General features: G+C 72.0%; 24 protein-coding genes. 10 read left to right on the top strand and 14 right to left on the bottom strand.

Features of this window, described 5'->3' with window-relative positions; translation table 11 throughout:
* Nucleotides 1-101: 101 nt before the first annotated feature.
* The 7 genes from CR162_RS12445 to CR162_RS12415 form a co-directional block, all read right to left on the bottom strand.
* Nucleotides 102-722, bottom strand: a complete 621-nt coding sequence (locus CR162_RS12445) for a hypothetical protein (RefSeq protein WP_245870318.1) — start codon at nucleotides 720-722, stop codon at nucleotides 102-104.
* A 32-nt stretch (nucleotides 723-754) separates the two neighbouring features.
* Nucleotides 755-1,333 carry a hypothetical protein gene (locus CR162_RS12440; RefSeq protein ID WP_099095856.1) on the bottom strand — a complete coding sequence of 193 codons (579 nt, stop codon included), beginning with the start codon at nucleotides 1,331-1,333 and terminating at the stop codon, nucleotides 755-757.
* A 283-nt stretch (nucleotides 1,334-1,616) separates the two neighbouring features.
* Nucleotides 1,617-2,504: an MBL fold metallo-hydrolase gene (locus CR162_RS12435; RefSeq protein WP_099095855.1), complete on the bottom strand. Its 888-nt coding sequence runs from the start codon at nucleotides 2,502-2,504 to the stop codon at nucleotides 1,617-1,619.
* A complete protein-coding gene (locus tag CR162_RS12430; protein ID WP_099095854.1) occupies nucleotides 2,501-3,406 on the bottom strand; it encodes a DMT family transporter in 906 nt (301 codons plus the stop codon). Before CR162_RS12430 ends, CR162_RS12435 begins: the two co-directional genes overlap by 4 nt.
* Entirely contained in the window at nucleotides 3,406-4,371 is a 966-nt protein-coding gene (locus CR162_RS12425) for a DMT family transporter (RefSeq protein ID WP_245870316.1), read from the bottom strand. The genes CR162_RS12430 and CR162_RS12425 overlap by 1 nt, the downstream gene beginning before the upstream one ends.
* A 58-nt stretch (nucleotides 4,372-4,429) precedes the next feature.
* Nucleotides 4,430-5,266 (bottom strand): FAS1-like dehydratase domain-containing protein, encoded by an 837-nt coding sequence (locus CR162_RS12420; protein WP_245870314.1) that lies wholly within the window; start codon nucleotides 5,264-5,266, stop codon nucleotides 4,430-4,432.
* Nucleotides 5,263-6,912, bottom strand: a complete 1,650-nt coding sequence (locus CR162_RS12415) for a hypothetical protein (RefSeq protein WP_099095852.1) — start codon at nucleotides 6,910-6,912, stop codon at nucleotides 5,263-5,265. Before CR162_RS12415 ends, CR162_RS12420 begins: the two co-directional genes overlap by 4 nt.
* A gap of 88 nt (nucleotides 6,913-7,000) precedes the next feature.
* On the opposite strand from CR162_RS12415, the gene CR162_RS12410 reads away from it, so the two are divergent.
* From CR162_RS12410 to CR162_RS12395, 4 genes are all read left to right on the top strand, one after another.
* Complete coding sequence (locus CR162_RS12410; protein WP_099095851.1) at nucleotides 7,001-7,777, top strand: class I SAM-dependent methyltransferase; 777 nt, start codon at nucleotides 7,001-7,003, stop codon at nucleotides 7,775-7,777.
* Entirely contained in the window at nucleotides 7,774-8,802 is a 1,029-nt protein-coding gene (locus CR162_RS12405) for a glycosyltransferase family 2 protein (protein ID WP_099095850.1), read from the top strand. The genes CR162_RS12410 and CR162_RS12405 overlap by 4 nt, the downstream gene beginning before the upstream one ends.
* Entirely contained in the window at nucleotides 8,799-9,146 is a 348-nt protein-coding gene (locus CR162_RS12400) for a DMT family transporter (protein WP_245870313.1), read from the top strand. The genes CR162_RS12405 and CR162_RS12400 overlap by 4 nt, the downstream gene beginning before the upstream one ends.
* Before the next feature lie 96 nt (nucleotides 9,147-9,242).
* A complete protein-coding gene (locus CR162_RS12395; protein WP_099095849.1) occupies nucleotides 9,243-9,617 on the top strand; it encodes a hypothetical protein in 375 nt (124 codons plus the stop codon).
* 73 nt (nucleotides 9,618-9,690) lie between these two features.
* Here CR162_RS12395 and CR162_RS12390 read toward each other — a convergent pair whose 3' ends face one another.
* Entirely contained in the window at nucleotides 9,691-11,280 is a 1,590-nt protein-coding gene (locus tag CR162_RS12390) for a gamma-glutamyltransferase (protein ID WP_099095848.1), read from the bottom strand.
* A gap of 311 nt (nucleotides 11,281-11,591) precedes the next feature.
* On the opposite strand from CR162_RS12390, the gene CR162_RS12385 reads away from it, so the two are divergent.
* Nucleotides 11,592-13,748 carry a malate synthase G gene (locus tag CR162_RS12385; protein ID WP_099095847.1) on the top strand — a complete coding sequence of 719 codons (2,157 nt, stop codon included), beginning with the start codon at nucleotides 11,592-11,594 and terminating at the stop codon, nucleotides 13,746-13,748.
* Nucleotides 13,749-13,790: 42 nt separating this feature from the next.
* Here the strand turns inward: CR162_RS12385 and CR162_RS12380 are convergent, their stop codons facing one another.
* The gene (locus CR162_RS12380; protein WP_099095846.1) at nucleotides 13,791-14,336 is read right to left on the bottom strand and encodes a GNAT family N-acetyltransferase; all 546 of its coding nucleotides are present in this window, start codon (nucleotides 14,334-14,336) and stop codon (nucleotides 13,791-13,793) included.
* A gap of 299 nt (nucleotides 14,337-14,635) precedes the next feature.
* Between CR162_RS12380 and CR162_RS12375 the strand changes: the two genes are divergently transcribed.
* From CR162_RS12375 to CR162_RS12360, 4 genes are read left to right on the top strand one after another with little or no spacing between them, the layout of a single operon-like run.
* Nucleotides 14,636-15,070, top strand: a complete 435-nt coding sequence (locus CR162_RS12375; protein ID WP_099095845.1) for an MgtC/SapB family protein — start codon at nucleotides 14,636-14,638, stop codon at nucleotides 15,068-15,070.
* A 42-nt stretch (nucleotides 15,071-15,112) separates the two neighbouring features.
* The gene (locus CR162_RS12370; RefSeq protein WP_099095844.1) at nucleotides 15,113-15,817 is read left to right on the top strand and encodes an ATP12 family chaperone protein; all 705 of its coding nucleotides are present in this window, start codon (nucleotides 15,113-15,115) and stop codon (nucleotides 15,815-15,817) included.
* Between the two features lie 43 nt (nucleotides 15,818-15,860).
* Complete coding sequence (locus tag CR162_RS12365; protein WP_099095843.1) at nucleotides 15,861-16,136, top strand: acylphosphatase; 276 nt, start codon at nucleotides 15,861-15,863, stop codon at nucleotides 16,134-16,136.
* Nucleotides 16,137-16,141: 5 nt separating this feature from the next.
* Entirely contained in the window at nucleotides 16,142-17,068 is a 927-nt protein-coding gene (locus CR162_RS12360; RefSeq protein WP_141563144.1) for a hypothetical protein, read from the top strand.
* Nucleotides 17,069-17,125: 57 nt separating this feature from the next.
* On the opposite strand, the gene CR162_RS12355 is transcribed toward CR162_RS12360, so the two are convergent.
* On the bottom strand, nucleotides 17,126-18,130 hold the full coding sequence (locus CR162_RS12355) for an amino acid ABC transporter substrate-binding protein (RefSeq protein WP_099095867.1): 1,005 nt from the start codon (nucleotides 18,128-18,130) through the stop codon (nucleotides 17,126-17,128).
* 415 nt (nucleotides 18,131-18,545) lie between these two features.
* Here CR162_RS12355 and CR162_RS12350 point away from each other — a divergent pair, with 415 nt between their 5' ends.
* Nucleotides 18,546-19,730, top strand: coding sequence for a multidrug effflux MFS transporter (locus CR162_RS12350; RefSeq protein WP_099095841.1), 1,185 nt, complete (start codon nucleotides 18,546-18,548; stop codon nucleotides 19,728-19,730).
* 9 nt (nucleotides 19,731-19,739) lie between these two features.
* On the opposite strand, the gene CR162_RS12345 is transcribed toward CR162_RS12350, so the two are convergent.
* The 4 genes from CR162_RS12345 to CR162_RS12330 all read right to left on the bottom strand — a co-directional run bounded on the left by CR162_RS12345 (nucleotide 19,740) and on the right by CR162_RS12330 (nucleotide 23,863).
* The gene (locus CR162_RS12345; protein ID WP_245870312.1) at nucleotides 19,740-21,092 is read right to left on the bottom strand and encodes a PQQ-dependent sugar dehydrogenase; all 1,353 of its coding nucleotides are present in this window, start codon (nucleotides 21,090-21,092) and stop codon (nucleotides 19,740-19,742) included.
* A gap of 463 nt (nucleotides 21,093-21,555) precedes the next feature.
* The gene (locus CR162_RS12340) at nucleotides 21,556-22,977 is read right to left on the bottom strand and encodes an exonuclease domain-containing protein (protein ID WP_073135257.1); all 1,422 of its coding nucleotides are present in this window, start codon (nucleotides 22,975-22,977) and stop codon (nucleotides 21,556-21,558) included.
* Between the two features lie 14 nt (nucleotides 22,978-22,991).
* On the bottom strand, nucleotides 22,992-23,513 hold the full coding sequence (locus CR162_RS12335; RefSeq protein WP_073135255.1) for an ImmA/IrrE family metallo-endopeptidase: 522 nt from the start codon (nucleotides 23,511-23,513) through the stop codon (nucleotides 22,992-22,994).
* Nucleotides 23,510-23,863 (bottom strand): helix-turn-helix domain-containing protein, encoded by a 354-nt coding sequence (locus CR162_RS12330; RefSeq protein ID WP_073135253.1) that lies wholly within the window; start codon nucleotides 23,861-23,863, stop codon nucleotides 23,510-23,512. The genes CR162_RS12335 and CR162_RS12330 overlap by 4 nt, the downstream gene beginning before the upstream one ends.
* Nucleotides 23,864-24,002 lie beyond the last annotated feature (139 nt).

Here is a 24,002-nt window from a genome sequence, read left to right as displayed (position 1 = left end):
GAACATCCTCCCTTCCCCCCGGCGCGCCCCGGATGCCCCGGGCTCTTGTTCCTGCGGGCATCCCGACCGGTTCGGGCGGTTCCGCCCGGACGGGACCCGCCTCAGCGGAAGCTGATCTCGGCGCTGTCGCAGAGATTGAGGCCGCGCCGCTCCTCGGCGCGGCCATTGGCCCACACCACGCGCAGGTCATAGGCGCAGCCCCCCGCGGGCAGGCGGATCGTGGCGCGGCCGCCGGGCGGCACGGTGTCGCGGCCCAGCCGGTCCTCGCCCCAGTCGTTGTCGCTGCTGGGCGAGGCGTAGAGCTCGCGGATGGCGCGGTTGCCGTCATTGACCAGGACAAGGCCGGGGCGGCCCTGGACCGGCGCCGGGCCGCCCTCCGGGCCATGGCGCAGCGCGCCGGTGCGGGCCGGGGTGCCGATCACCACCTCGCGGTCCAGGCAGGTGTCGATGTCGCGCCGCTCCTCGGTCGGCCCGTCGCGGAACACCAGGCGGAGATCGGTGCGGCAGCCGCCGGTGGGCGGCATGCGGATGGCGATGCTGCCGCCCTCCGCCAGCCCCGCCGCGCCCAGCCGGTTCTCGCCCCATTGCCGGGCACTCACCGGCGAGGCGTAGAGCCGCTCGACCGGGCGGCCGCTGCGGTTGGTCAGGTTGAAGGAGCCATCCAGCTCCTCCAGCGCCCGCGCATCCGAAACCGGCGCCAGCAGGGCCAGCAGCGCCAGCAAGGGCAGGGCCGGGCGAGGCCGCCGGCGCGCCCTCACGGCAGCACCAGCCGCGGCTGGATGCAGAGGTCGAGGCCGCGGCGGTCGAGCGGCACGCCGCGCCCGGTCACGGCGCGCACGTCGAAGATGCATTCCCCAGGCGGCAGCGGCAGGCGCATGGTGGCGCCGGGCAGCAGGGGGCGCCCGTCCAGCCGGTCCATGCCCCAGTCGCGCTGCCCGGCGGGCGAGACATAGGCCAGCGTCACCGCCTGCCGCCCCCGGTTCTCCAGCAGCAGCGCGTGCGGCAGGGGCGGGCCCAGCACCACGCGCGGCGTGGCGCAGGTGTCGATGCCGCGCAGCTCGCGCGGCGCGCCATCGGCCTGCACCGCCCGCAGGTCGATCAGGCAGCCGCCGCGCGGGTCGAGGCGGATGGCGCGCGCGGCGCCGGGCGGCAGGGGCGTGCCGGCCAGCCGGTCATGCCCCCAGTCCGGCGCCGCCACGGGGCTGGCGAAGATCCGCGCCGCCGGCAGCGGCGTGTTGTTCAGCACGGTGAAGGAAGGGTCGGGCTCCCGCGCCCCCGTCGGGACGGCCGTCACGAGGGCCAGCAGGGCCACCAGCAGGACAAGGCGCGGCATGGACGGGTTCCTCCCGGAGCGGATCGCAGGCCGAGGAATGAAACGGCGCCGGCCGGGTTGCAAGAGCCGCCCCGCCTGCGCGCAGCGGTGTTACAGGCTTCCCGTTCCGGGCCCCAGTTCCAGCCCGCTCGCCCCCGCCACCCGGTCTCAGCCTTCCCGGTTCCAGGCCCAGCGTCCCGGTCTCGGACTTCGTGTCCGAGGCTGGGACATCCGGGGAGAGGCCCGGGGCGAGGCCCGGGCGGGCGGGGGAGGCCAAGGGCCGCGGGGCGTGCCGGGCCGCCGCTCAGGTGGCGGCCCAGACGTCGCTGGCCGCCTGGTGCCGCGCCAGCCCTTCCGCCTCCAGCTTGCGCAGATGCGCGAGCAGGCTGCGCCCGGCGGCCGGCACCAGCCGGGGGTCGAGCGCGCCGTAGAGCCGCGGCACCAGCGCCGCCACGGTGGCCGGGCCGCCGCGCAGCGCCTCGCGCAGCGCGTCCTCGCGCGCCTGGCGGTGCGCCAGCAGGGCGCGGGTGAAGGGCGCGGGCTCGGGCAGCGGCGCGCCGTGGCCGGGCAGGAACAGCGCCTCGTCCCGCGCCGCCAGCCGCGCGAGGCCGGCCATGTAGGCCGCCATGTCGCCATCCGGCGGGCTGACCACGCTGGTGGACCAGCTCATCACGTGGTCGGCCGAGAACAGCACGCCGCCGCCCTCCAGCGCGAAGCAGAGATGGTTGGCGCAGTGCCCCGGCGTGTGCAGGGCCGAGAGGCGCCAGCCATCCCCTTCCACCGCGTCGCCATCGGCCAGGCGGGTCTCGGGGTCGAAGGCATGGTCCGCCCCCTCGCCGCCGGCCTCGGGCGGCGTCAGGTGCGGGCCGAAGCCAAGGCTGGGCGCGCCGCTCGCCGCCTTCAGCGCCGCGGCGCCCGGCGAATGGTCGCGGTGGGTGTGGCTGACCAGGATGTGGCTGATCCGCTCGCCGTCCAGGGCCTGGAGGATGGCGGCGTGGTGCGCCGCGTCCTCCGGCCCCGGGTCGAGCACCGCCACCGCCCCCTCGCCGATCAGGTAGGTGTTGGTGCCGAGGAAGGTGAAGGGCCCCGGATTGCCGCAGCGGATGCGGCGCAGCCGGGTGCCGCCGAAGCGGCCCAGCTCCTCCACCGCCCCGGTGGGCAGCGGGTCGTGCTTCAGGAAGGGAATGCTCATGCGCGCCTCCGCTTCATCTCGCGGTGAAGGATGTAGAGCCCGGCGGCGACGATCAGCGCCGAGCCGGCCAGCATGGCGGGGCCGGGCACATGGCCCCACACCACCCAGCCGAGCAGCATCGCCCAGACCAGGGCGGTGTAGGAATAGGGGCCGAGCGAGGAAACCTGCGCGCTGGCATAGGCCTCGGTCAGCAGCACCTGCGCCAGCCCGCCCAGCAGCCCGATGCCGAGCAGCAGCGGCAGGTCGGCCAGCGTCGGCGTCACCCACACGAAGGGCAGCGCCAGCAGGCTGAAGCCGGTCATCAGCAGCGACTGCCACAGCACGATGGTGGCGCTGCTCTCGGTGCCGGAAAGCTGGCGCACCAGCATGGTGGTGAGGCCCGAGAACAGCCCGTGCACGGCGGCGGCGGCGAAGCCGGCCCAGAGGACCCATTCCGGCATGCCCGGCGGCGCCGCGTGCCCCGCCCCGAAGGCCCCCTGCCCCACCGCGATGACCAGGATGCCGATGAAGCCCGCGATCACCGCGCCCCAGCGGTGGATGCCCGGACGCTCCCCCAGGAAGGGGATGGACAGGATGGTGACGAAGAGCGGCGTCGAGTAGGTCAGCGCCGTCTGCTCGGCCAGCGGCAGCACGGTGAGCGAGAAGAAGGAGCAGCTCATCGCCGCCGTGCCGGTCAGCGCGCGGGCCACATGGCCGGGAAAGCGCCGGGTGCGCAGCGTGACATGCCGCCGCAGCCCGATCAGCAGCACCACCGGCAGGGCCAGCGCGTTGCGGAAGAACATCAGCTCCGGAAACGGGATGCGGTCGCCGAGCGCCTTGACCAGCGCGCCCATGACGGTGAACAGCGCGGTGGCGCCCAGCATCATCAGCGCGCCGCGGCGCACGTCGTGGCGCAGCGGCATCAGCGCGCGGCCTCCATGCGGGCGGCCGCGCCGGCGGCGTCCAGCCGCGCCACCCGGCGCGCTTCCCGCGCCCGCACCCGCTCGCGGTGGAGGTTGTACAGCCCGGCGGCGATGACGATGCACGCCCCCGCCAGCGTGGCGGCGGCCGGGAACTCGCCCCAGACGGCCAGCCCCAGAAGCAGGCCCCAGACCAGGGTGGTGTACTCGAAGGGCGCCAGCACCGAGACGGGGGCGAGGGCGAAGGCGCGGGCGAACAGGAAATGCGCCGCCCCGTTGGCCAGGCCCAGGAACACCAGCGCCAGCACGGTGCGCGTGTCCGGCAGCAGCGCCGGCGGCGGAAAGAAGGGCAGCAGCGCCAGCCCCACCGGGATGTGCGTCAGCAGCAGCCAGAAGGCGATGGTGGCGGGGCTGTCGGTGCGGGTCAGCAGCCGCGTCCAGATCCGCGTCAGCGCCAGGAAGCCCATGCCGGCCAGCAGCATCGCCGCTTCCCAGCGCCACAGCGCGCCGCCCGGCTGCAGCATCACCAGCACGCCGAGGAAGCCCACCCCCGTGCTGGTCCAGCGCCGCCAGCCCACCGTCTCGCCCAGCAGCGGGATGGCCAGCAGCGTCATCAGCAGCGGCGCGACGGCGGCGACGGCATAGGTGTCGGCCAGCGGCATCGCCCGCGCCCAGGCGATGTAGAAGATCAGGGTGACGGCGCAGTGCAGCAGGCTGCGCCCGCCGATCAGCCGCCGGTTCACCGGCCGCAGCGGCGCCCCGCGCGCCAGCAGGGCGATGGCGATGGCGCCGAACACCCCGCGCCAGATCATGGCGGCGGCGGGCCCCACCTGGGGCAGCGCCCATTTCACCGCCGCGTCGGCGCAGGAGACGATGACGTAGCCCAGCGCGATGAAGCCAATGCCGCGCACCGCGTCGTCCAGCACCGGCCGGGGCGGCGCCCCGGAGGAGGAAGCTGGCCGGAGCACGGGCGCCCCGGGGGAGGAGGCTGGCCGGGGCGCGGACGCCCCGGCGAGGGGTTGTCGGTCAGACAAGGGTGGCCTCGGCCACCTGGCAGGTGGCGCCCTGCGGGTCACGGGTTTCGAGCAGGATGCGCCCTTCCGCGCGGCGGCCGAGCAGGGTGAGCGGATGGCCGCCGATCGCCGGCCGCTGGCCGCGGTAGCGGAAGGCCGCCAGCCGGGCGCCGGGGGCCGAGATGTCCAGCGCGTGCTGCGCCAGCCAGGTGGCCTGCAGCGGCCCGTGCACCACGAGGCCGGGATAGCCCTCCACCTGCGTCACATAGGGGTGGTCGTAGTGGATGCGGTGGCCGTTGCCGGTCAGCGCCGAATAGCGGAACAGCAGCACCGGGTCCGGCATCACCACGGCGCTGGCGGCATCCTCCCAGCGCGGCGCCGGGGGGGCCGCCTTCACCGCCGCGCCGCCGGCGCCGCGATAGACGATGTCCTGCTCCTCCTCCAGCACCGGGCCGCGCGGCCCCTCCAGAACGTGGCGCACGGTGACGAAGACCAGCTCGCCGCTGCCGCCCGTCTTGCTCTCGACCGAGAGGATGGTGCTGGTGCGGCGCACCGCGTCGCCGCTGCGCAGGCCACCCTGGAAGGCGACGCGCCCGCCCGCCCACATGCGGCGCTCCAGATGGTGCACCGGGGGCAGGAAGCCGCCGCGCTTCGGGTGGCCGTCCGGCCCCAGCCCGTCGGCCGGCTTCCAGTCCTGGAACAGCATCCAGTGCCACAGCGGCGGCAGGTCGCCCTCCGCCCCCTGCGGCAGGGGGCGGGACAGGGTGGCGGCCAGCCCCTCCACCAGACGGGGGTCGACACGGTCCTCGCGCGTCTCGGCGCGGCCGACGAATTCCTGATAGGGCATCATTCCTCCCGGACGAACAGCTGGTAGCCGTCGATTTCACCCCAGTTCCGGTACTGCGCCCAGGCGCTTTCGAACAGCGGGTGGCGGCGGAAATAGGCGATGAAATCGAACGGCGCGCCACCGCAGGCGGGCATGCCGGTGTAGCGCGAGACCAGCACCGCCGCCGGCGGCGTCCGCGCCAGCCGCTCGGCCACGGTGCGGAAGACGGTGAACTCGGCCCGGCTCATCTCCCAGGCCGCGCGGTAGCGGGCGCCGCTCTCCGGGCATCGCTGGTAGGTGGATTGCAGCAGCCACAGGCTCATGAAGGGCAGGATGGAGCGCGCGCCCGCGTAGTTGATGGCGGGGTAGGCCGGCGCGATGTCCGGCGAGAGCACCAGCACCCGCGAATCCCCCGCCTCCCGCTCCAGCCATTCGGTGAGCTGGCCCGGCGGGCCGGCGGCGAAGCGGAACTGGATCCAGGGCGACTGGTCGCCGCGCAGGGCGAGCAGCGCGAGGGCGAAGGCGGCGCCCGCCGCCAGCAGCGGCGCGGCGCGGCGGGCGGGGGCTGCGGGCAGCAGCGCATCGGCGCCGCGGCCGAGCAGCAGGGCGCAGGCCCAGCCGCCCCAGAGCCAGACCGGCACCAGGTGGTAGCTCCAGCCCTTGTGCTGCACCAGCGCGGCGAGCAGCCCGCCGGCGGCGGCGGCCAGCAGCAGCGCCGGCAGCCAGCCCAGCGGCGCCCGCCGCATGGCCGCCGGCACCAGTGCCGCGAGCCCCAGCACGAACAGCGCGCCGCTGCCCAGCACGGGCGTCAGCAGCACGCGCCACCAGGGGGCGCCGTCCAGCCCCACATACCATTGCCAGACCAGCGGCACGACATGGCCGAGATAGTCCGGAAAGAACACCGGGATGGCGGCGAGGTAGAGCGCCCAGAGGCCGGCCATGGCCCAGGGCACCGGGTCGCGCAGCACGGCCGCGCCGCGCCCGCGCGCCAGGCCCGCGCCCAGCACCACCGCCTCCACCAAAGCGGGGGCGGCCAGGAAGTGCGGCTTCAGCGCGAAGCCCAGCGCCGCCAGCAGCACCGCCGGCGCGGCCAGCCGCCAGGGCGTCGCGGCGCCGCCGATGCGGCGCTCGGCCAGCACGAGATAGGGCAGCGCCGCCACCGCCATGATGTGCTCGCGCTGGCCGAAATCATAGCCGGCGGCGAGCAGCAGCAGCGGCAGCGCGGCGCCCGTCACCGCCCGCTCCGCCGCGCCCGCGGGCCGCGCGCCCTCCGCATGGCCCAGTGCGCGGCACAGCGCCAGCACGCCCGCGCAGAGCAGCAGCAGGCCGAGCAGCAGGGCCCGTGGCCCATCGAGCGGCGTGTGCGCGGCGAGCCAGGCGGCGGGCAGGTTGAGCAGGAAGATCAGCGGCGGGTTGACATCGACCAGCCCCGTGTAGAGCCGCTCGCCCGCCAGCATCCGCGCGGAGAAGTCCAGCACCGCCGCCACGTCGTGGTTCAGCGGCGGCGCCAGCACGATGATCAGGAAGCCCAGCGCCGGCAGCAGCGCCAGCGCGCGCGGCAGCCAGGCGGCGCGCGCGTTCGCGGCCGGAGTGGCGGTGGCGGCGGCCTGGAAGGGAGCGGATGCCGAAGCGGAGGCGGGGGCGCGGGGGGAGGCGGGGCGTGGCGGCATGGGCGGCGGGGCCATCCTTCATCTTCCCCGTCCCTCCCTCATGCAATCTCATTGCGGCGAGGATCGGGCGCTGTCACAAGCGTTTCCCGTGGACGCCGCCGAATACGACCTGATGGACGCCGCCGAGGACGGGATGTGGTGGTACCGCGCCCTGCGTGACCGCGTCGAGGCCGCCCTGCGCGGCCGCCCCCTCCCGCCCGGCCCCTGGCTGGATGTGGGCTGCGGCACGGGCGGGCTGCTGCGCCACCTGCGCGGCGCCTTTCCCGGCCAGGCGCTGTTCGGGCTGGAATACAACCCCGCCGCCGCCGCCCGCGCCGCCGCCAAGTCCGGCGCCGGCGTGGCCGCCGGGGACGCGGCCCGCCTGCCCTTCCCCGACGGCGCCTTCGGCGTGGTGGCCAGCATGGACGTGCTGTGCCACGCGGCGGTGGACGAGCCGGCGGCGCTGGCCGAGATGCGCCGCGTGCTGGCGCCGGGCGGCCTGCTGGTGCTGAACCTGCCCGCCTTCCGCTGGCTGCACTCGGCGCATGACCGTCGCGTCCACAACGCCCGCCGCTACACCGCGCCCGGGGCGCGGGCGATGCTGGCGGGTGCCGGCTTCGCGGCCGCCGAGGCGCGCTACTGGAACGCGGTGCTGCTGCCGCTGATGGTGGCGCAGCGCAAGCTGCTGGCGCGCGGCGCGGCCGATGCCAGCGACGTCGCCCCCTTCCCGCCATGGTTGGATGCGACGCTGCGCGCGGCCACGGTCGCGGAGGCCGGGCTCGCCCGCCTGGGCCTGCGCTTTCCGGCCGGCGGCTCGGTGCTGGCCACCGCCACGCGGCCACCGAACGTGCCTCCCGGAAGCCCCTCACGGACGCCAAGCCCATGACCCTCGCCCACCCGGCCCCGCCCTTCTCCCCGGCCGGCCTGTCTTCCGCCATCGGCCTCTCGATCGTCGTGCCGGTCTATCGCGGCGCCGACACGGTGGGGAAGCTGGTGGCGGCGCTGTCCGCGCTGCAGCCCGCCGGCGGCCTCGAGATCGTGCTGGTGAACGACGGCAGCCCGGACAACAGCGGCGACGTGTGCCGCAGGCTCGCCGCCACCGCCACCGTGCCGCTCACCTATATCGAGCACGCGCGCAACTTCGGCGAGCACAACGCGGTCATGACCGGGCTGCGCCATGCCCGCGGCGGCTATGTCATCACCATGGACGACGACCTGCAGAACCCGCCCGAGGAGGTGGTCAGGCTCTACGACCATGCCCGGCTCGGCGGCTGGGACGTGGTCTACACGCGCTACGCCAAGAAGGAGCACGAGGGCTGGCGCAACCTCGGCTCCCGCTTCGCCAACTGGGTGGCGGACCAGCTGATGGACAAGCCCAAGGGGCTCTACCTGTCCTCCTTCCGCTGCATGTCCGCCCTCGTGGTGCGCGAGGTGGCGCGCTACACCGGCCCCTACCCCTATATCGACGGGCTGGTGATGCAGGTGACGCAGCGCATCGACAGCATCGAGGTGATGCACCTGGCGCGCGCCGAGGGCCGCAGCAACTACACGCTGCGCCGCCTGATCCGCCTGTGGCTGAACCTCGCCACCAACTTCTCGCTGATGCCGCTGCGCCTCGCCATGTTCGCCGGCGTGGCCATGGGCTTCCTCGGCGTGCTGGGCGCGGTCTTCACCATCGTCGAGGCGCTGACCAAGGACACGCCCTCCGGCTGGGCCTCGGTGATGACCGTGACGCTGCTGGTCGCCGGCGTGCAGTTCCTCATCCTCGGCGTGATGGGCGAGTATCTCGGCCGCGCCTTTCTGTCCGCCAACGGCAAGCCGCAGGGCGTGGTGCGCGAGGTGCATCCGGCGCGCGGCCCGGCGCCCGGCATCCTGGCCGAGCGGCCGCAGCTGGAGCGCGCCGGCCCGTGACGCCCGCCCCCACCCTGCACTGGCTGGTCCTGGCGGCCGCCATCGCCACCTCGCTGGGGGGGCAGGTGCTGCTGAAGGCGGGCACGCTGGGGGGCGGCGGCTTCCTCGCCCAGCTCTTCCGCTGGCAGACCGTGATCGGCCTCGGCTGCTATGGCGGGGCGGCGCTGCTCTACATCGTGGCGCTGCGCAAGATCCCGATGAGCGTGGCGCTGCCCTGCACCGCCGCCTCCTATGTGGTCATCGCGCTTGTGGGCCACTTCGTTTTCGGCGAATCGCTGGGCGGGCAGAAGGTGGCGGCGATCGGGCTGATCTCGCTCGGCGTGGCGCTGCTCGCCACGGCCTGACCGGCGCGGACGCGGCGCGGCGGCAAGGGGGGGCAGACAGGCCGGCCCGATCTGCTATCCCTCCGCCTGCGCCCCCACCATCGGCAAGAGGTCCGGATGCCCGACGCGAACCAACCCACCGGCGTCCTCGCCGCCCTGCCGGCCCTGGAGGAAGCCGCCGAGGCCCTGGCCCACAAGGCGGCCCGGCTGCGCGTCGCCCTGGCCGAGCGCGAGCGGCGCGTCGCCGCGCTGGAACAGCAGCTCGCCCAGACCGAGGCGCGGCTGCTGCTGGAGATGATGCATTCCGAGGGCCTCGCCGCCCAGGCGACGGAGCTGGCCGCCATCGGCACCGAGGCCGCCAACATCCCCACCGGCACCCACTACGCCGATGGCACGCCGAAGACCCGCCTCACCCTGGTCTATGAGCGGGCCTTCGACGCCAAGGGGCGGGAGCTGGGCGTGGAGCAGCCGGAAACCTTCCGGGCCGACTGAGCAGGCCAACCGGGCACGCCAACCAGGCGGGCCGAAAGGCCGGAGGAGGCCGCTCCCCCTCCGTGCCATTCCGTCACCGCGCCGCCACCGCCGCCGACCAGGGGGTCATCACGTCGCTGATGCCGGCGAAGCCCCCGCCCTCGCGGACGATCAGGTTGGGGCAGGCGAAGTTCACCGGCAGCACGGCGTGCTCCACCGTGGTCAGCCCCCCCTGCGCCTCCAGCGCCGCCAGCGTGTCGGCCGGCAGGCGGCGGTCGGCGGTGGTGGCGTCGGGGCCCGAGACGTCGATGCGCGGATGGTGCGCCGCCGCCTCCGGCGCCATGCCGAAATCCAGGGCGAAGGCCAGCATCTGGTAGACCGAGGCGAGGATGCGCCGGCCGCCCGAGGCGCCGAGCGCCATCAGCGGCCCGCGCGCATCCGCGACCGTCACCGGGCACATGTTGCACAGCGGCCGCGCGCCGGGGCGGATGGCGTTGGCCGAGCCGGGCGTCGGGTCGAACCACATCATGCCGTTGTTCATCAGCACGCCGCTGCCCGGCAGCACCACGCGGCTGCCCATGGAGGAGAGCAGCGTGGTGGTCATCGCCACCATGTTGCCTTCCGCGTCCACCACGGTGAGGTGGGTGGTGCAGGTCTCGGCCGGCTCGGGCGGGGCGGTGGCGGCGCCGAGCCCGGTCAGCCGCTCGGCATAGGCGGCGCGCATGGTCTTGGAGAGGGCGCTGAACCAGGCCGCGTCCGGCGCGGCGCCGGGCTCGAAGCGCGCCATCTCCTCCACCACCCGCGCCAGGGTGGGCGCGGCCGTCAGCCCGCCCGCGCCCTGCAGCGTCAGGCCGCCGCGCCAGGGGATGGACAGCGCCGGCCGCACCCGCGCCTGGCAGTTGGCGAGGTCGGCCGCCGAAAGGCGCCCGCCCATCGCCGCCACGTCCGCCACGATGGAGGCGGCGATCTCGCCCTCGTAGAAGTCGCGCCAGCCGGCGTCGCGCAGCCGCTCCAGCGTTTCGGCCAGGCGGCCGAGGGCGCGGAAGCCCGGCGCGCCCTGGTAGGGCGCCACGGGCGGCAGGCCGTCGGGCAGGTAGATGCGCGCGCTTTCCGGATAGAGGCGCAGCACCTTGGCCGAGTTCGCCACCTTCAGCGTGGTGTACCAGTCCTGCGGCAGGCCGCGCCGGGCGAGCGCGATGGCCGGCCCCAGCAGCTCGGCCAGCGCCATGCCGCTGCCGAAGCGCTCGGCCATGGCGGCATAGCCCGCGACCGAGGAGGGGATGGCGAAGGAGAGCGGGCCGTGGATGTTGCGGTCCCCCTCCACCTCGGGCCAGGCGAACAGGTCCTGCTTCATCCGCCCCGTCAGCGGGTAGTCCGCCGGGTCGCTGGCGGCGGGGGCGACAGGCCCGAAATCCAGCACCTCGGCGGTGGGGCTGCCCGCCCTGTGCACCAGCGCGAAGCCGATGCCGCCGAGGCCCGAGTTCCAGGGCTCCATGGCGGCCAGGGCGAAGGCGGTGGCGACGGCGGCATCCGCCGCGTTGCCGCCCGCCTCCAGCACCGCGACGCCCGCCTCCGCCGCCGCCCGGCTCTGGCTGGCGACGATGCCGCGCCCGCCGCGCGCGGCGGGCTTGGTCACCTGCCAGTGCTGGGTGGTGAAGGGGGGCGGGGCGTAGGAGATGGGCATGGGGAGGATCCTCGGAAGGCTCTGGCGGGCCGAGGGTCCACCCGTTCCGCCGCAACGGCAATCCCCTGTGGCAATCCCCTCTGGCAGTCCCCTCTCTCCGGCGCCGGCCGGTTCCCGGCGGCCGTGAACGGGCCGGGGAAAGAACAGGCTGAAGAACAGGCTGGCGGCGTCCGGCCGGGCGCGGGCGGGGCCGCGAGGCGGCGAAGGCCGTGCCCCGCGCGCGTCTCCTTCCGGCGGTGCCCCATGGCCTCGGGCGCCGTTTGCGGGTTAACTGCCGCCCCACAGGAATGACCGGGGAAGGAGCAGTTCGCATGGCGGGTCGGGAACGGATCGGATCGCTGGATGTCGCGTCCGAGCTGAAGACGTTCATCGAGGCCGAGGCGCTGCCCGGCACCGGCGTGGCGCCGGAAACCTTCTGGAGCGCCTATTCCGCCATCCTGGCCGAGCTGGCGCCGCGCAACGCCGCGCTGCTGGCCGAGCGCGACGCGCTCCAGGCGAAGATCGACGAATGGCACCGCGCCCATCCCGCCCGGCCGGTGGACGCCGCCGCCTACCGCGCCTTCCTGGAGGAGATCGGCTACCTGCTGCCCGATCCAGGGCCGGTCAGCGTCACCACCGAGAACGTGGACCCCGAGATCGCTTCCATCGCCGGGCCGCAGCTCGTGGTGCCGGTGAACAACCCGCGCTACGCGCTGAACGCCGGCAATGCCCGCTGGGGCAGCCTGTATGACGCGCTCTACGGCACCGACGCCATTCCGCAGGAGGGCGCGCTGGCGGCCGGCCGCGGCTTCAACCGCGCCCGCGGCGAGAAGGTGATCGCCCGCGCCCGCGCCGTGCTGGACCAGGCGGCGCCGCTGCTGGGCGGCTCCTGGTCGGACGTCTCCAGCCTGTCCGTGGTCGGCGGCGTGCTGGTGGTGGGGCTGTCCGAGGGCGCCACGACGCTGCGCGACTCCGCCCGCTTCGCCGGCCACACGGGCGGGGCGGATGCGCCCTCCGCCATCCTGCTGCGCAACAACGGCCTGCACATCGAGGTGGTGGTGGACCGCGACAGCCCGATCGGGCGCGACGACCCGGCCGGCATCTCCGACGTCATCCTGGAATCCGCCGTCTCCACCATCATGGACTGCGAGGATTCGGTGGCGGCGGTCGATGCCGCCGACAAGGTGGAGGTCTACCGCGCCTGGCTCGGCCTGATGAAGGGCGACCTGGAGGCCAGCTTCGAGAAGGGCGGCCGCGTGATGACCCGCCGCCTGAACCCGGACCGCGGCTACACCACGCCGCAGGGCGGCACGCTGACCCTGCCCGGCCGCTCCATGATGCTGGTGCGCAATGTCGGCCACCACATGATGACCGACGCGGTGACGCTGGACGGGCAGGAGACGCCCGAGACCATCCTCGACGCGCTCTGCACCGTCGCCATCGCGCTGCACGACCTGCGCGGCAGGCGGATGAACAGCCGCGCCGGCTCGGTCTACATCGTCAAGCCCAAGATGCACGGGCCGAAGGAGGTGGCCTGGGCCAACGACCTCTTCGCCCGCGTGGAGGAGGCCTTCGGCCTCGCGCCCAACACGCTGAAGATGGGCATCATGGACGAGGAGCGGCGCACCACCGTCAACCTCAAGGCCTGCATCGGCGCGGCGCGCGAGCGCGTCGCCTTCATCAACACCGGCTTCCTCGACCGCACGGGCGACGAGATCCACACCGCGATGGAGGCCGGCCCCGTGCTGCGCAAGGGCGACATGAAGGGCGCCGCCTGGATCAAGGCCTATGAGGACTGGAACGTCGATACCGGCCTCGCCTGCGGCCTGCGCGGCAGGTCGCAGATCGGCAAGGGCATGTGGGCGATGCCGGACCGGATGGCCGACATGCTGGCGCAGAAGTCGGGCCACCCCAGGGCCGGCGCCAGCACCGCCTGGGTGCCCTCCCCCACCGCCGCCACGCTGCACGCGCTGCACTACCACGAGGTGGATGTCGCCGCCCGCCAGCAGGAGATCGCCGAGGGCGGCGCGCGGGCGAAGCTGGAGGACATCCTCACCATCCCGCTTTCCTCCAGCAACTGGCAGCCTGCCGACGTGCAGGCGGAGCTGGACAACAACGCCCAGGGCATCCTGGGCTATGTGGTGCGCTGGATCGACCAGGGCGTCGGCTGCTCCAAGGTGCCGGACATCAACGATGTCGGCCTGATGGAGGACCGCGCGACGCTGCGCATCTCCGCCCAGCACATCGCCAACTGGCTGCGCCATGGCGTGGTGACGAAGGCACAGGTGGAGGAGACGCTGAGGCGCATGGCCGGCGTGGTGGACCAGCAGAACGCGTCCGACCCCGCCTACCGCCCGATGGCGCCCGCCTTCGACGGCGTGGCGTTCCGCGCGGCCTGCGACCTGGTGTTCGAGGGCGCGACGCAGCCCAACGGCTACACCGAGTTCATCCTGCACCGCCGCCGCCGCGAGGCGAAGGCCGCCGCCTGACCCGGCGCCCGCCCCGCCCCTTCCGGGGGGTCGGGGCGGGCCTCAGGGCGGCGGCCCCTCCCCCAGCAGCTTCTGCATCAGCACGAGGTCGAGCCAGCGGCCGCCCTTGCACGCCACCCGCGGCATCAGCGCCACGCGCGCGAAGCCCCGCCGCTCATGCATGCGGATGGAGCGCAGGTTGCCGCCGTCGATCGAGGCGATCATGGCGCGCTTGCGCAGCCCGTGCGCCGCCTCCTCCAGCGCCGCCAGCAGCGCCCCGCCCAGGCCGCGGCCCCGCGCATCGGCGCGCAGATGCACCGAATGCTCGATGCTGTGGCGGAAGCCCGGCCAGGCGGGGCGGAAGTCCTGGAAGCTGGCGAAGCCCAGCACCGCCTCGTCCGGCGCCAGCGCCACCAGCACCGGGTAGCCGCGGGCGCGGCGCTGCGCGTGCCATTCCGCGCGCTGCTCCAGCGTGTCCGGCACCTCCGTGTAGACGGCATCGGTGTGGGCGACGATGTCGTTGAAGATCGCCACCATCGCCGGCAGGTGCCGCTCCGCCGCCGGCACGATGCGGGCGAGGCATGGCGGCGGCGTCCCGGTGGAAGACATGCCGACGGCTCAGCGTCTCCCCGCCCTGCCTGTTCCGGCGGCGGCCGCCCCGGCGGGCGGGAGGTGGCGCGGCGCGCGGGCCGCGACGCGGGCGGGCGGGACGTCGGAGATGGGCGAGTCGGTGCGCATCATGCATGTTCCGGTTGCGATAGCGGAAAGTTTGCATCTTGCGAGGTATCGGAAAAGGCCCTGTCTCGCCGGTCGCGGGACAAGGCCCGACAAGGGTTCCGCCCGTGGTGCCTTTGCAACACATCCGCCGGCGCCCGCAACCGGCAGCGCCCCCGCCCCGTTGCCCTGCCATGTCCCTGCCGGATCCTTCGGTGCTCGACCATGCGCGGGACCTCGCCATCGCCTACGCCCTGGCCTTCCCCATCGGCTGGGACCGCGAGCGCGAGGACCGCAGCGCGGGGCTGCGCACCTTTCCCCTGGTGGCGATCGCCGCCTGCGGCTTTCTCCAGGCGGCCTCCACCGCGATCGGGAACGAGCCGGAGGCGGTGGCCCGCATCATGGAGGGGCTGATCACCGGCATCGGCTTCATCGGCGCGGGCGCCATCATCCGCAGCGGGCGGCAGGTGCACGGCACGGCCACGGCGGCGGGGCTGTGGGCCACGGCGGCGATCGGCGCCGCCTGCGCGCTGCGCGCCTACGAGGTCGCGGTGATCCTGGCCATCGCCACCATGGCCACGCTGCGCGGCCTGCAGGTGCTGAAGAAGGATCGGCCCGACTCGCGCTGAGTTGGCCTTGGCGAAGCCGGCGCGACCCCCCATAAGCCACCCATGAAGCGCTTCTGGGATCAGGCCGCCGCCGCTCCGGCCGAGGATGGTTTCGCCGTGCTGCTCGACGGCCGGCCGCTGCGGCTGCCGGGCAGCGGCCCCCTGCGGCTGCCCCTGCGGCCGCTGGCGGAGGCGGTGGCCGAGGAATGGCAGGCCGCCGGCGGCGCCCGGGGCGGCGAGATGAGCATGGAGGAGGTGCCGCTCACCCGCGTGGTGGCGACCGCGCTGGAGCGCATGGCGCCCGACCCGGCGCCGAGCGCCGCCGCCATCGCCCATTACGGGCAGGCCGACCTGCTCTGCTACCGCGGCACCGATGCGCGTCTGGCGGCGCGCCAGGCGCAGGAATGGCAGCCCCTGCTGGACTGGGCGGCGCTCGCCTTCGACGCGCCGCTGCGCGTGACCAGCGGCGTGATGCCCGTGGCGCAGCCCCCCGAGACGGCGCGCGCGCTGCACGCCGCCGTGGCGGTGCTGCCGGTGCTGCCGCTGGCGGCGCTGGGGGTGGCGGTGCCGGCGCTGGGCAGCCTGGTGCTGGGCCTGGCCATGGCGCATGGCCGGCTGGACGCGGCGGAGGCCTGCCGCCTGGCCTTCCTGGACGAGACCTTCCAGCAGGAGCTCTGGGGCCAGGACCAGGAGGCGCTGGAACGCCAGCGTGGCATCGTGAAAGATGTCGCCCTGGCCGAGCGCCTGCTGATCCTGGCGCGCGGCTGAGAAGGCGCGCCAGGCGCCGGGCCAGGAACGGGAGAGGAGCGCCATGGACGCCAAGCGTGTCCGCATCAGCGGCCGGGTGCAGGGTGTCGGCTACCGGGAATGGATGGTCCGGGAGGCCACGCGGCTCGGCGTGCTGGGCTGGGTGCGCAACCGGAGCGATGGCAGCGTCGAGGCGCTGGTGGCCGGCGACGCGGCGGCCGTGGCCAGCCTGCTGGCCGCCTGCCGCGCCGGCCCGCCCCTCGCCCGCGTCGAGCAGATCACCGAGGAATTCGCCGATCCCCCCGCGGAACCAGGCTTCCGCCGGGCCGCAACGCAATGAGCAGCATGTACCAGATCGACACGCCCATCGTCCTCTACTCCTTCGACCGCCCCGGCTACCTGGAAGCCGTCTGCGCCTCGCTGACGCGGCAGAAGGGCGTGCGCTACGACCCCGCGAAGGTGTTCCTGCTGCAGGATGGCGCCGTCTCGGCGCGGAGCGGCCGCCGCATGGCGCGCGACGCGGACATCGAGGCCAGCATCGCGCTGTTCCGCCGCCACTTCCCCGAGGGGCAGGTGCGGCACAGCACGGAGAACCTCGGCGTGGCGCGCAACATCCTGCGCGGCGAGAGGCTGGTCTTCGAGGAGCTGGATGCCGGGCTCGGCTACTTCTTCGAGGACGACCTGGAGCTTGGCCCCTGGTACCTCTTTGCCCTGGAGCGGCTGCGCGAGATCACCGAGCCCTTTCCGCGCATCGCCTATTTCGGCGCCTATGGCGACCACCGGCGCGACTATCCGGGGCCGGTGGTGAAGTACATCCCGCTCGAGCATCACTGGGGCTTCGGCCTGCGCCGCCACGCCTGGCGGCGGATGATGGCGTGGCTGCAGCCCTATTACGCGATCCTCGAGGGCGTGGACTACAACGCCCGCGACCACCGGCGCATCTTCGAGCTGTTCCGCCCGCTCAACATCGCCAGCGAGGCCTCCTCGCAGGATGCCGCCAAGAGCATCGCCTGCCTGGAGCTGGGCCTCTACCGCATCCTGACCACCGTCTCCTTCGGCCGCTACATCGGCGAGCGCGGCAACTCCTTCTCGCCCGAGCACTTCCGCGCCATGGGCTTCGACAGGATGCGCGTGGCGCAGAGCGAGACCTACGACTTCGTGCCCCTGACGCAGCAGAAGCTGGAGGAGATCGACGCGCATCACCGCCGCCATTACGAGCGGCTGCGGCGCGAGCGCTTCGACGCCATCCTGGCCGCGCATTCCAGGCCCTGATCCGGACCGGGAGCGGGACGGAAGGGGGCAGCCCCCTCCCCGCCCGCGCCCCGTGCCTCAGCGCATCGGCGGCGCGTATTGCAGGCCGCCCTTGGTCCAGAGGTTGTTGATGCCGCGCTGCACGCCGAGCGGCGTGATGTTGCGCTCCCACATCTCGCCGAAATTGCCGACCTGCTGGACGATCTTCACCGCCCAGTCGGGCTGGAGGCCCAGCATCTTGCCGAGGTCGCCGCTCCTGCCCATGAAGCGCTGCACGTCGGGGTTGTTGCTGTCGGTGAAGCTTTGCAGGTTCTGGCTGGTCATGCCGAGCTCCTCCGCGGTGACCTGCGCGAAATGCGCCCAGCGGACGATGTCGAAGAACTTCCAGTCGCCCTTGCGCACCACGGCGCCGAGCGGCTCCTTGGAGATGATCTCGGGCAGCAGCAGGTAGTCGGCCGGGCTGGTCTGCGTCGCGCGGAAGGCGGCGAGCGAGGAGGCGTCGTTGGTGTAGGCGTCGCAGCGGCCGGAATTGAAGGCGGTGCGGATCTCCTCGATGCTCTCGATCACCACGGGCGTGAACTTCATGGCGTTGGCGCGGAAATAGTCGGCCAGGTTCAGCTCGGTGGTGGTGCCCGGCTGCACGCAGACGGTGGCGCCGTCGAGCTTCAGGGCCGAATCCACGCCGAGCGACTTCTTCACCATGAAGCCCTGGCCGTCATAGAAGTTGACGCTGGCGAACTCGAAGCCCAGCGACGCCTCGCGCGAGAGCGTCCAGGTGGTGTTGCGGATCAGCACGTCGAGCTCGCCCGATTGCAGGGCGGTGAAGCGGTTCTGCGAGGTGGTGTTGACGAAGCGGATCTTGTTCGCGTCGCCGAAGATGGCGGCCGCCACCGCGCGGCACGAATCCGCGTCCAGCCCGCGCATCACCCCCTGGCTGTCGGGCAGGCTGAAGCCCGCCGTGGTGCCGGTGACGCCGCAGATCAGCGCGCCCCGGGCGCGGATGGCGGCGAGGGTGTCGGCGCTCGCCTGGGCCTGGGCGGGCGCGGCGCCGAAGAGGGCGGAGATGGCGAGGCCGGAGGCCATGGCGAAACCGCCAAGGACCGTGAGGGCGGAACGGATCACAGTGCTCTCCCTGTTTCTCGGCCGGCCGCAACAGCCGGCGGCCCTGGCAGTCTCGGGGCCGAAACAATGCAAGGCAAGGCAATAACGCCGCCCTCGAAGGCACTCCAGAGCCTGAATGGCTGAATAAAATGCAAACCGCTCCACGAACTGCACAACGTTTCGACGCCGGCGGCCGGCGCGGCGCGGCTTCCGGCAGAATTGATATGGCCAACCGGACGGGGCGGCGCTACGCCTTGCTGCGGCGCGGCATGAGCCCGCACCTCCGGCCCCCCGAGCGGCGGCCCGCCCCTTCCCGCCCGCCCTGCCCTGCCGCCCCGGCCCTTCCTGCCCGGAGCGCCCGGCCGTTCCTGTCCCGCCTTTGCCGGAAATTGCCTCCATGCCGTCCTGGCTCCCCCTGCTCCTGGGCTTCCTGACCGCGATCGGCCCGCTCTCGATCGACATGTACCTGCCGGCCTTCCCCACCATCGAGGCCGAGTTCGGCGTCGCGCACGGCTCGGCCGAGCTGACGCTGGCGGCGTGGTTCCTGGGCCTCGCGGTCGGACAGATCTTCCAGGGCAGCCTGGCCGACCGGCTGGGGCGGCGGCGCCCCCTGCTGGCGGGGCTGGTGGTCTACATCATCGGCTCCATCGGCTGCGCCCTGGCGCTGAACATCGAGGCGCTGGCCTTCTGGCGCTGCGTGGCGGCCTTTGGCGGCTCGGCCAGCATGGTGCTGCCGCGCGCCGTGGTGCGCGACCTGGCGGACGGCCACGCGGCGGCGCGGCTGATGTCGCGCCTGATGCTGGTGATGGGCGCGGCGCCGATCCTGGCGCCCAGCATCGGCGGGCTGATGCTGGCCTTCGGCTCCTGGCGGCCCATCTTCTGGTTCAGCGCGGCCTATGCGGTGATCTCCGCCCTGCTGGTGTGGCGCCTGCTGCCCGAGACGCTGCCGCCCGAGCGGCGCCTGCGCCTCGGCCCCGCCGACATGCTGCTGCGCTACCTGTCCGTGCTGCGCGAGCGCGGCTTCTATTCCCATGTCGCCATGGGCTGCGCCGCCATGTTCCTGATGTTCGCCTATGTCGGCGGCTCGGCCGGGGTGTTCGTGGGGCAGTACGGGCTCGCCCCCTCCACCTTCGCCATCCTGTTCGGCGTCAACGCCGCGGGCTTCATCGTGGGCTCGCAATGCAACCCGCCGCTGCTGCTGCGCTTCGGCCCGCGGCGGCTGGTGCGCGGCGCCTGCTGGGTGGTGCTGGCCGCCGCCCTGGCCATGGCGGCGCAGGCCTTCCTGTGGCCGGGCGGGCCATGGCTCGGGCTGCTGGCGCCGGTCTGCGTCATGATGTTCGCCTCCGCCCTGGTGCTGCCCAACGCCGCGGTGGGCGCGCTCAGCCGCCATGCCAGCCAGGCCGGCGCCGCCTCGGCGCTGATGGGCACGCTGCAATTCACCGTGGCGGGGTTCAGCGGCGTGCTGCTCAGCCAGCTGGCCGACGGCACGGCGCGGCCCATGGCCGGGCTGATCCTGCTCGGCGCCCTGGCGCTGGTGGCGGCCGAGCGGCTGCGGCCCCGCCAGTCCGGCAAGGCCCGCTGAGCGGAGGCCTCATTCCCGCGACAGGCGCCAGACGACGTTGCCCACGTCGTCCGCGACCAGCAGGGCGCCGTCGCGGGTGGGCAGCACGCCCACGGGGCGGCCGCGCGCCTCGCCCTCCGGCGTGCGGAAGCCGGTCAGCAGCTCCACCGGCGCGCCCTGCGGCCGCCCCTCGCGGAACGGCACCAGGATGACGCGGTAGCCGGCCGGCGGGTCGCGGTTCCAGGAGCCGTGCTGGCCCACCACCGCCGCCCCCGCCATGCCCGGCACCAGCCGCTCGTCCGGCAGGAAGGCGAGGCCGAGCGAGGCGGTGTGCGCGCCCAGCGCGTAGTCGGGCACGATGGCGCGCGCCACCAGCTCCGGCCGCTGCGGCGAAACCCGCGCATCCACATGCCGGCCGAAATAGCTGTAGGGCCAGCCATAGAAGCCGCCCGGCCGCAGGGCGGTCATGTAGTCCGGCACCAGGTCGTGGCCGATCTCGTCGCGCTCGTTCACCGCCGCCCAGAGCGCGCCGCTTTGCGGGTTCCAGGCCAGGCCCACCGGGTTGCGCAGGCCGGAGGCGAAGACGCGCCGCGCGCCCGTCGCCCGGTCGATCTCCAGCACGGCGGCGCGGTCCCGCTCCTCCTCCATGCCGTGCTCGGCCACGTTGGAGTTGGAGCCCACGCCGACATAGAGCCTCGCGCCATCCGGGCTGGCCACCAGGCTCTTGGTCCAGTGGTGGTTGCGCCCCGCCGGCAGCCCGGCCAGCGTCTCGCCCGGCGCGTCGATGCGGGTGGCGCCCGGCGCATAGGGAAAGCGCAGCACCGCGTCGGCGTTGGCGACGTAGAGGTCGCCGCCCACCAGGGCCATGCCGAAGGGGGAGTTCAGCCCTTCCAGGAAGGCGGCGCGGGTCTCGGCGCGGCCATCGCCATCGGCGTCGCGCAGCAGGGTGATGCGGTTGGCGCTGGGCGTGCGGGCGCCGGCGCGCTTCATCACCAGCCCCTGCACCCAGGCACGCAGGCCGCCCTCCATTCCTTCCGGCTTGGGCGGCGCGTTGCTCTCGGCCACCAGGATATCGCCATTGGGCAGTTCGTAGAGCCAGCGCGGATGGTCGAGCCCGCGGGCGAAGGCCCGCACGCGCAGCCCCGCCGCCGGGCTCGGCGCCGCGCCTTCCGGCCAGCCCGTGGCCCTGGCGACCTTCAGGGTGGGCAGCAGTTCCTCGCGCGGCTCGGGCAGCAGCGGCTCCGGGCCATAGCCGGCCGCTTCCGGCAGCGCGGGGCTGCCGCCGCAGGCGGCGAGCGGCAGCAGCAGCAGGGCCAGCGGCAGCAGGCGGCGCCGTCTCCGCACGGGCATGGCCCGGCTCCGCCCGGGCTTGTGCTGGGTCATGGCCGGCATCTCCTCCTGCTGGGCCTTCGGCCCTCGCGGGTGGAAACGCCGCCAGGGCGCCTGCGGCTTCACGGCCGCGCGGCGCCCCCCCTGTCAGGGAGCGGCGCGGCGGGCGGAAGCGCCCCGGCCCTCCCGGCGCCTCACTCCCACTCGATTGTTCAGATAGCCTATAAGGCTTTGAAAACTATAGGATAACACCCCATTTCGACGGCCATTTTCCGATTGCATGGCCGTCAAAATTGTACGCTTTTGATTTCATTGGGAAAACTGCCAGAAAAATATTTTCGCGGGTCCGGCATCTATCGAGGTCAATCGCCGCTCAGAGCCCGTTCTTTTGCCTGCCGAGCGTTACTCAGAGGACTGCCCGAAAGGAACATCAACGTCATTTAGCAGCATACGTACCTTGAATCGAGTGAGTGCTGAAGCCTGATTGCTCCACCCCCATCGACGGCGCTTGGGCGCGCTAACGCGGCTCGACGACAAACCGCCGGGCGCGGAACTCCGTTACACGTTTGATACGATGAGTGAGGTATTCGCGATAGCTGGACAAGATCCCGTTGGCGTCAGCACCATTTTCAGCCAACAGCCGCTCCGTCTCGTCAAGCGCCTGACGCAGCGTAAAGCCCCCAGCGGCATGGTCTATCAGACGGTCGGTCAAGTCACACTCCACACCAAGCTTCACGTCATCCGACAAGGCCGACCGGCCGCCGTAGTAGATCAATCGCCGACCAAAAACCCGGAGCCGTTCATCGTCAAATTCTTGAACGATGGCCGCCGCCTCCCCCCAACCCACGGTATGGAATTTTGCCATGCGATCCTCGTCATCTCGACCAGGAAAGCCCTCGTAGATCCGCCCTTCCACATGGCTAGACGGCGAACGACGTGCTCGCGTCGCCACGAAGGCCTCAATGATCCGAGAGCGCAGCGCCGTATCTTCCTTGATGCTCCGGGCACGTCTCTCCAGATCATCAATGTCGGCGCCGTCGAGCATGGCGTCGGGCGCATCGTAGAAAGCTGTCAATGTAGGGGCAGCATTGATTCGGAGCCTTCGGACAGGACTTGGTTTTGCTGACAAGTAGCTCTGGAACGCCTCTTCCGTCATCACAGCAAGCTCTTCGCGGGCGACGTCCAAACGTAAGCAGAACCTACCATTGGGCTGATCCGGATCTGCGCCGATACACACAACCGGCGTGTGATAGGGCGCATTGCCAAAAAACTCGGTGAGGAAAAACCCGTCTTCGGTGTCGACGAAATCTCCAACAGTCGCTTTCTTCGAAAAGCGCACGAAGCGATGCCAGAGTTCGGGCGATCGTTCATGGACGCGGCGGCAAAGACCGAGCGTGGCAACCACATCACCCATAGCGTCGTGCGCGTCTGTGTGAGCAACGTCATTTGCCGATGCAAGCTGTTCCAGACGAAAAATCGGGCGCCCTTCTGGCCCGTAGGGAACAGACAGGCTGGCCGGTGATAGACCCGCCGCCGCCATTACAAGGCCCAGAACATCGGCGCGGGAATTACCGTGGCTGCTGGTGAGATAAGCTGGCTGCAGCGTCTGAAAAAATGCGTGCCTGAGCATTTCCTCGTCGAACCGGATGGAGTTGTAGCCCACAAAAATCGACGGAGACCAGCACAGGAGCTTTTCTCGGATAAGGAGGACCATCTGATAGTGCGACGGCAACCCCTCATCGGTGAGGCGTTCAATTGGCAGCCCGTTTGTCAGAAGTGCGCTCGGGTGGGGAACGACATGCGGCAAAAGACGTGAGCGCGCCTCGAACCGATCGACCTCGTTGAGATCGTTGTCAGTCCGTATTGCCGCGAAATGCACGATCTGATCGAAACCATGCCTGAGCCCCGTTGTCTCCGTGTCGAAGAATACGAAGCCCATACACACCCCCTCGCCTAGAAATGACTCGCTAGGCGGAACCGCATCGCGGATGCACTCACCCGGAACTTTTTTGCAAGCACCTCAATCCCGACGTCATCCTCCATGTCCAGTCCACTAGCGTCCAGGGCATTCGCAAGGAATTCTCGAGGCATAAGTAGCTCAGACGCAAATGCGTTGGCCTCGATTTCCAGAGGGTCGATTCCCTGTGACGAGACGTCATCGCGCAACAGAACCCGAAACCCTTTGTCGACATGCACGGCCTTCTGGATATTCGCGGCATGCAACACATGATGCCCAAGCTCATGTGCGGCCGTAAACCGTTGCCGGTTCGGGTGATGCAAGGCGTTCACGCCGATGATACCGATGCCGTCCTTTATGAAGGCCATGCCGGAGAGATCGTCCTCCAGAGGCGCATACTGAAGTACAACGTTCCTAGCCTTGATAATGCGCTCAATGGGAACTGGGGCTCCCTTCACTCCGAACTCCCGCAACATCCTGCGCGCAGCTTCCCGCGCCATTTCGGGGTTGGCGGTCACGACCCGGCTCTTCCGGAACTATGGCGCGCAAGCGCATCCGCGATCAGATCATTGATCTGCGCCTTGCCGCGAGCGGTCACTGTTTCGTCTGACAAGATCATCTGCATATCCTCACGGGGCTGTGGTTTTGGCACGGCGGGTAGCAAATCGGCGGGCTTTGAAAATTCCAGCGCCGACGCGAGACTGTAGACGTGATGCAACAACACGTTCTGCCGGCCGCTCTCGATATTTGCCACTGACGCACGCGACATACCCACTTTGGCTGCCAGCTCGGCTTGGGTGAGTTCAAGTGTCTTTCGCCTCGAAGCGACAAGCTTCCCGAACGCTACATAGATCGACTCATCTGGCATTCCCAATGTTTGCGTTCCACACCGCACGATGTCAATGTCACAAACACAATGTGCTTAATATTGTCATTTAAAATGTGTGTATTGACAACAATCCAGCGTCCTGAAATTGGTTAGGCGTCGGTGAATGTCCGATTCGGGC

It is taken from the genome of Teichococcus rhizosphaerae, assembly GCF_002631185.1.
Lineage (GTDB): Bacteria > Pseudomonadota > Alphaproteobacteria > Acetobacterales > Acetobacteraceae > Pseudoroseomonas > Pseudoroseomonas rhizosphaerae.
This window is presented reverse-complemented; position numbering and strand designations above follow the sequence as displayed.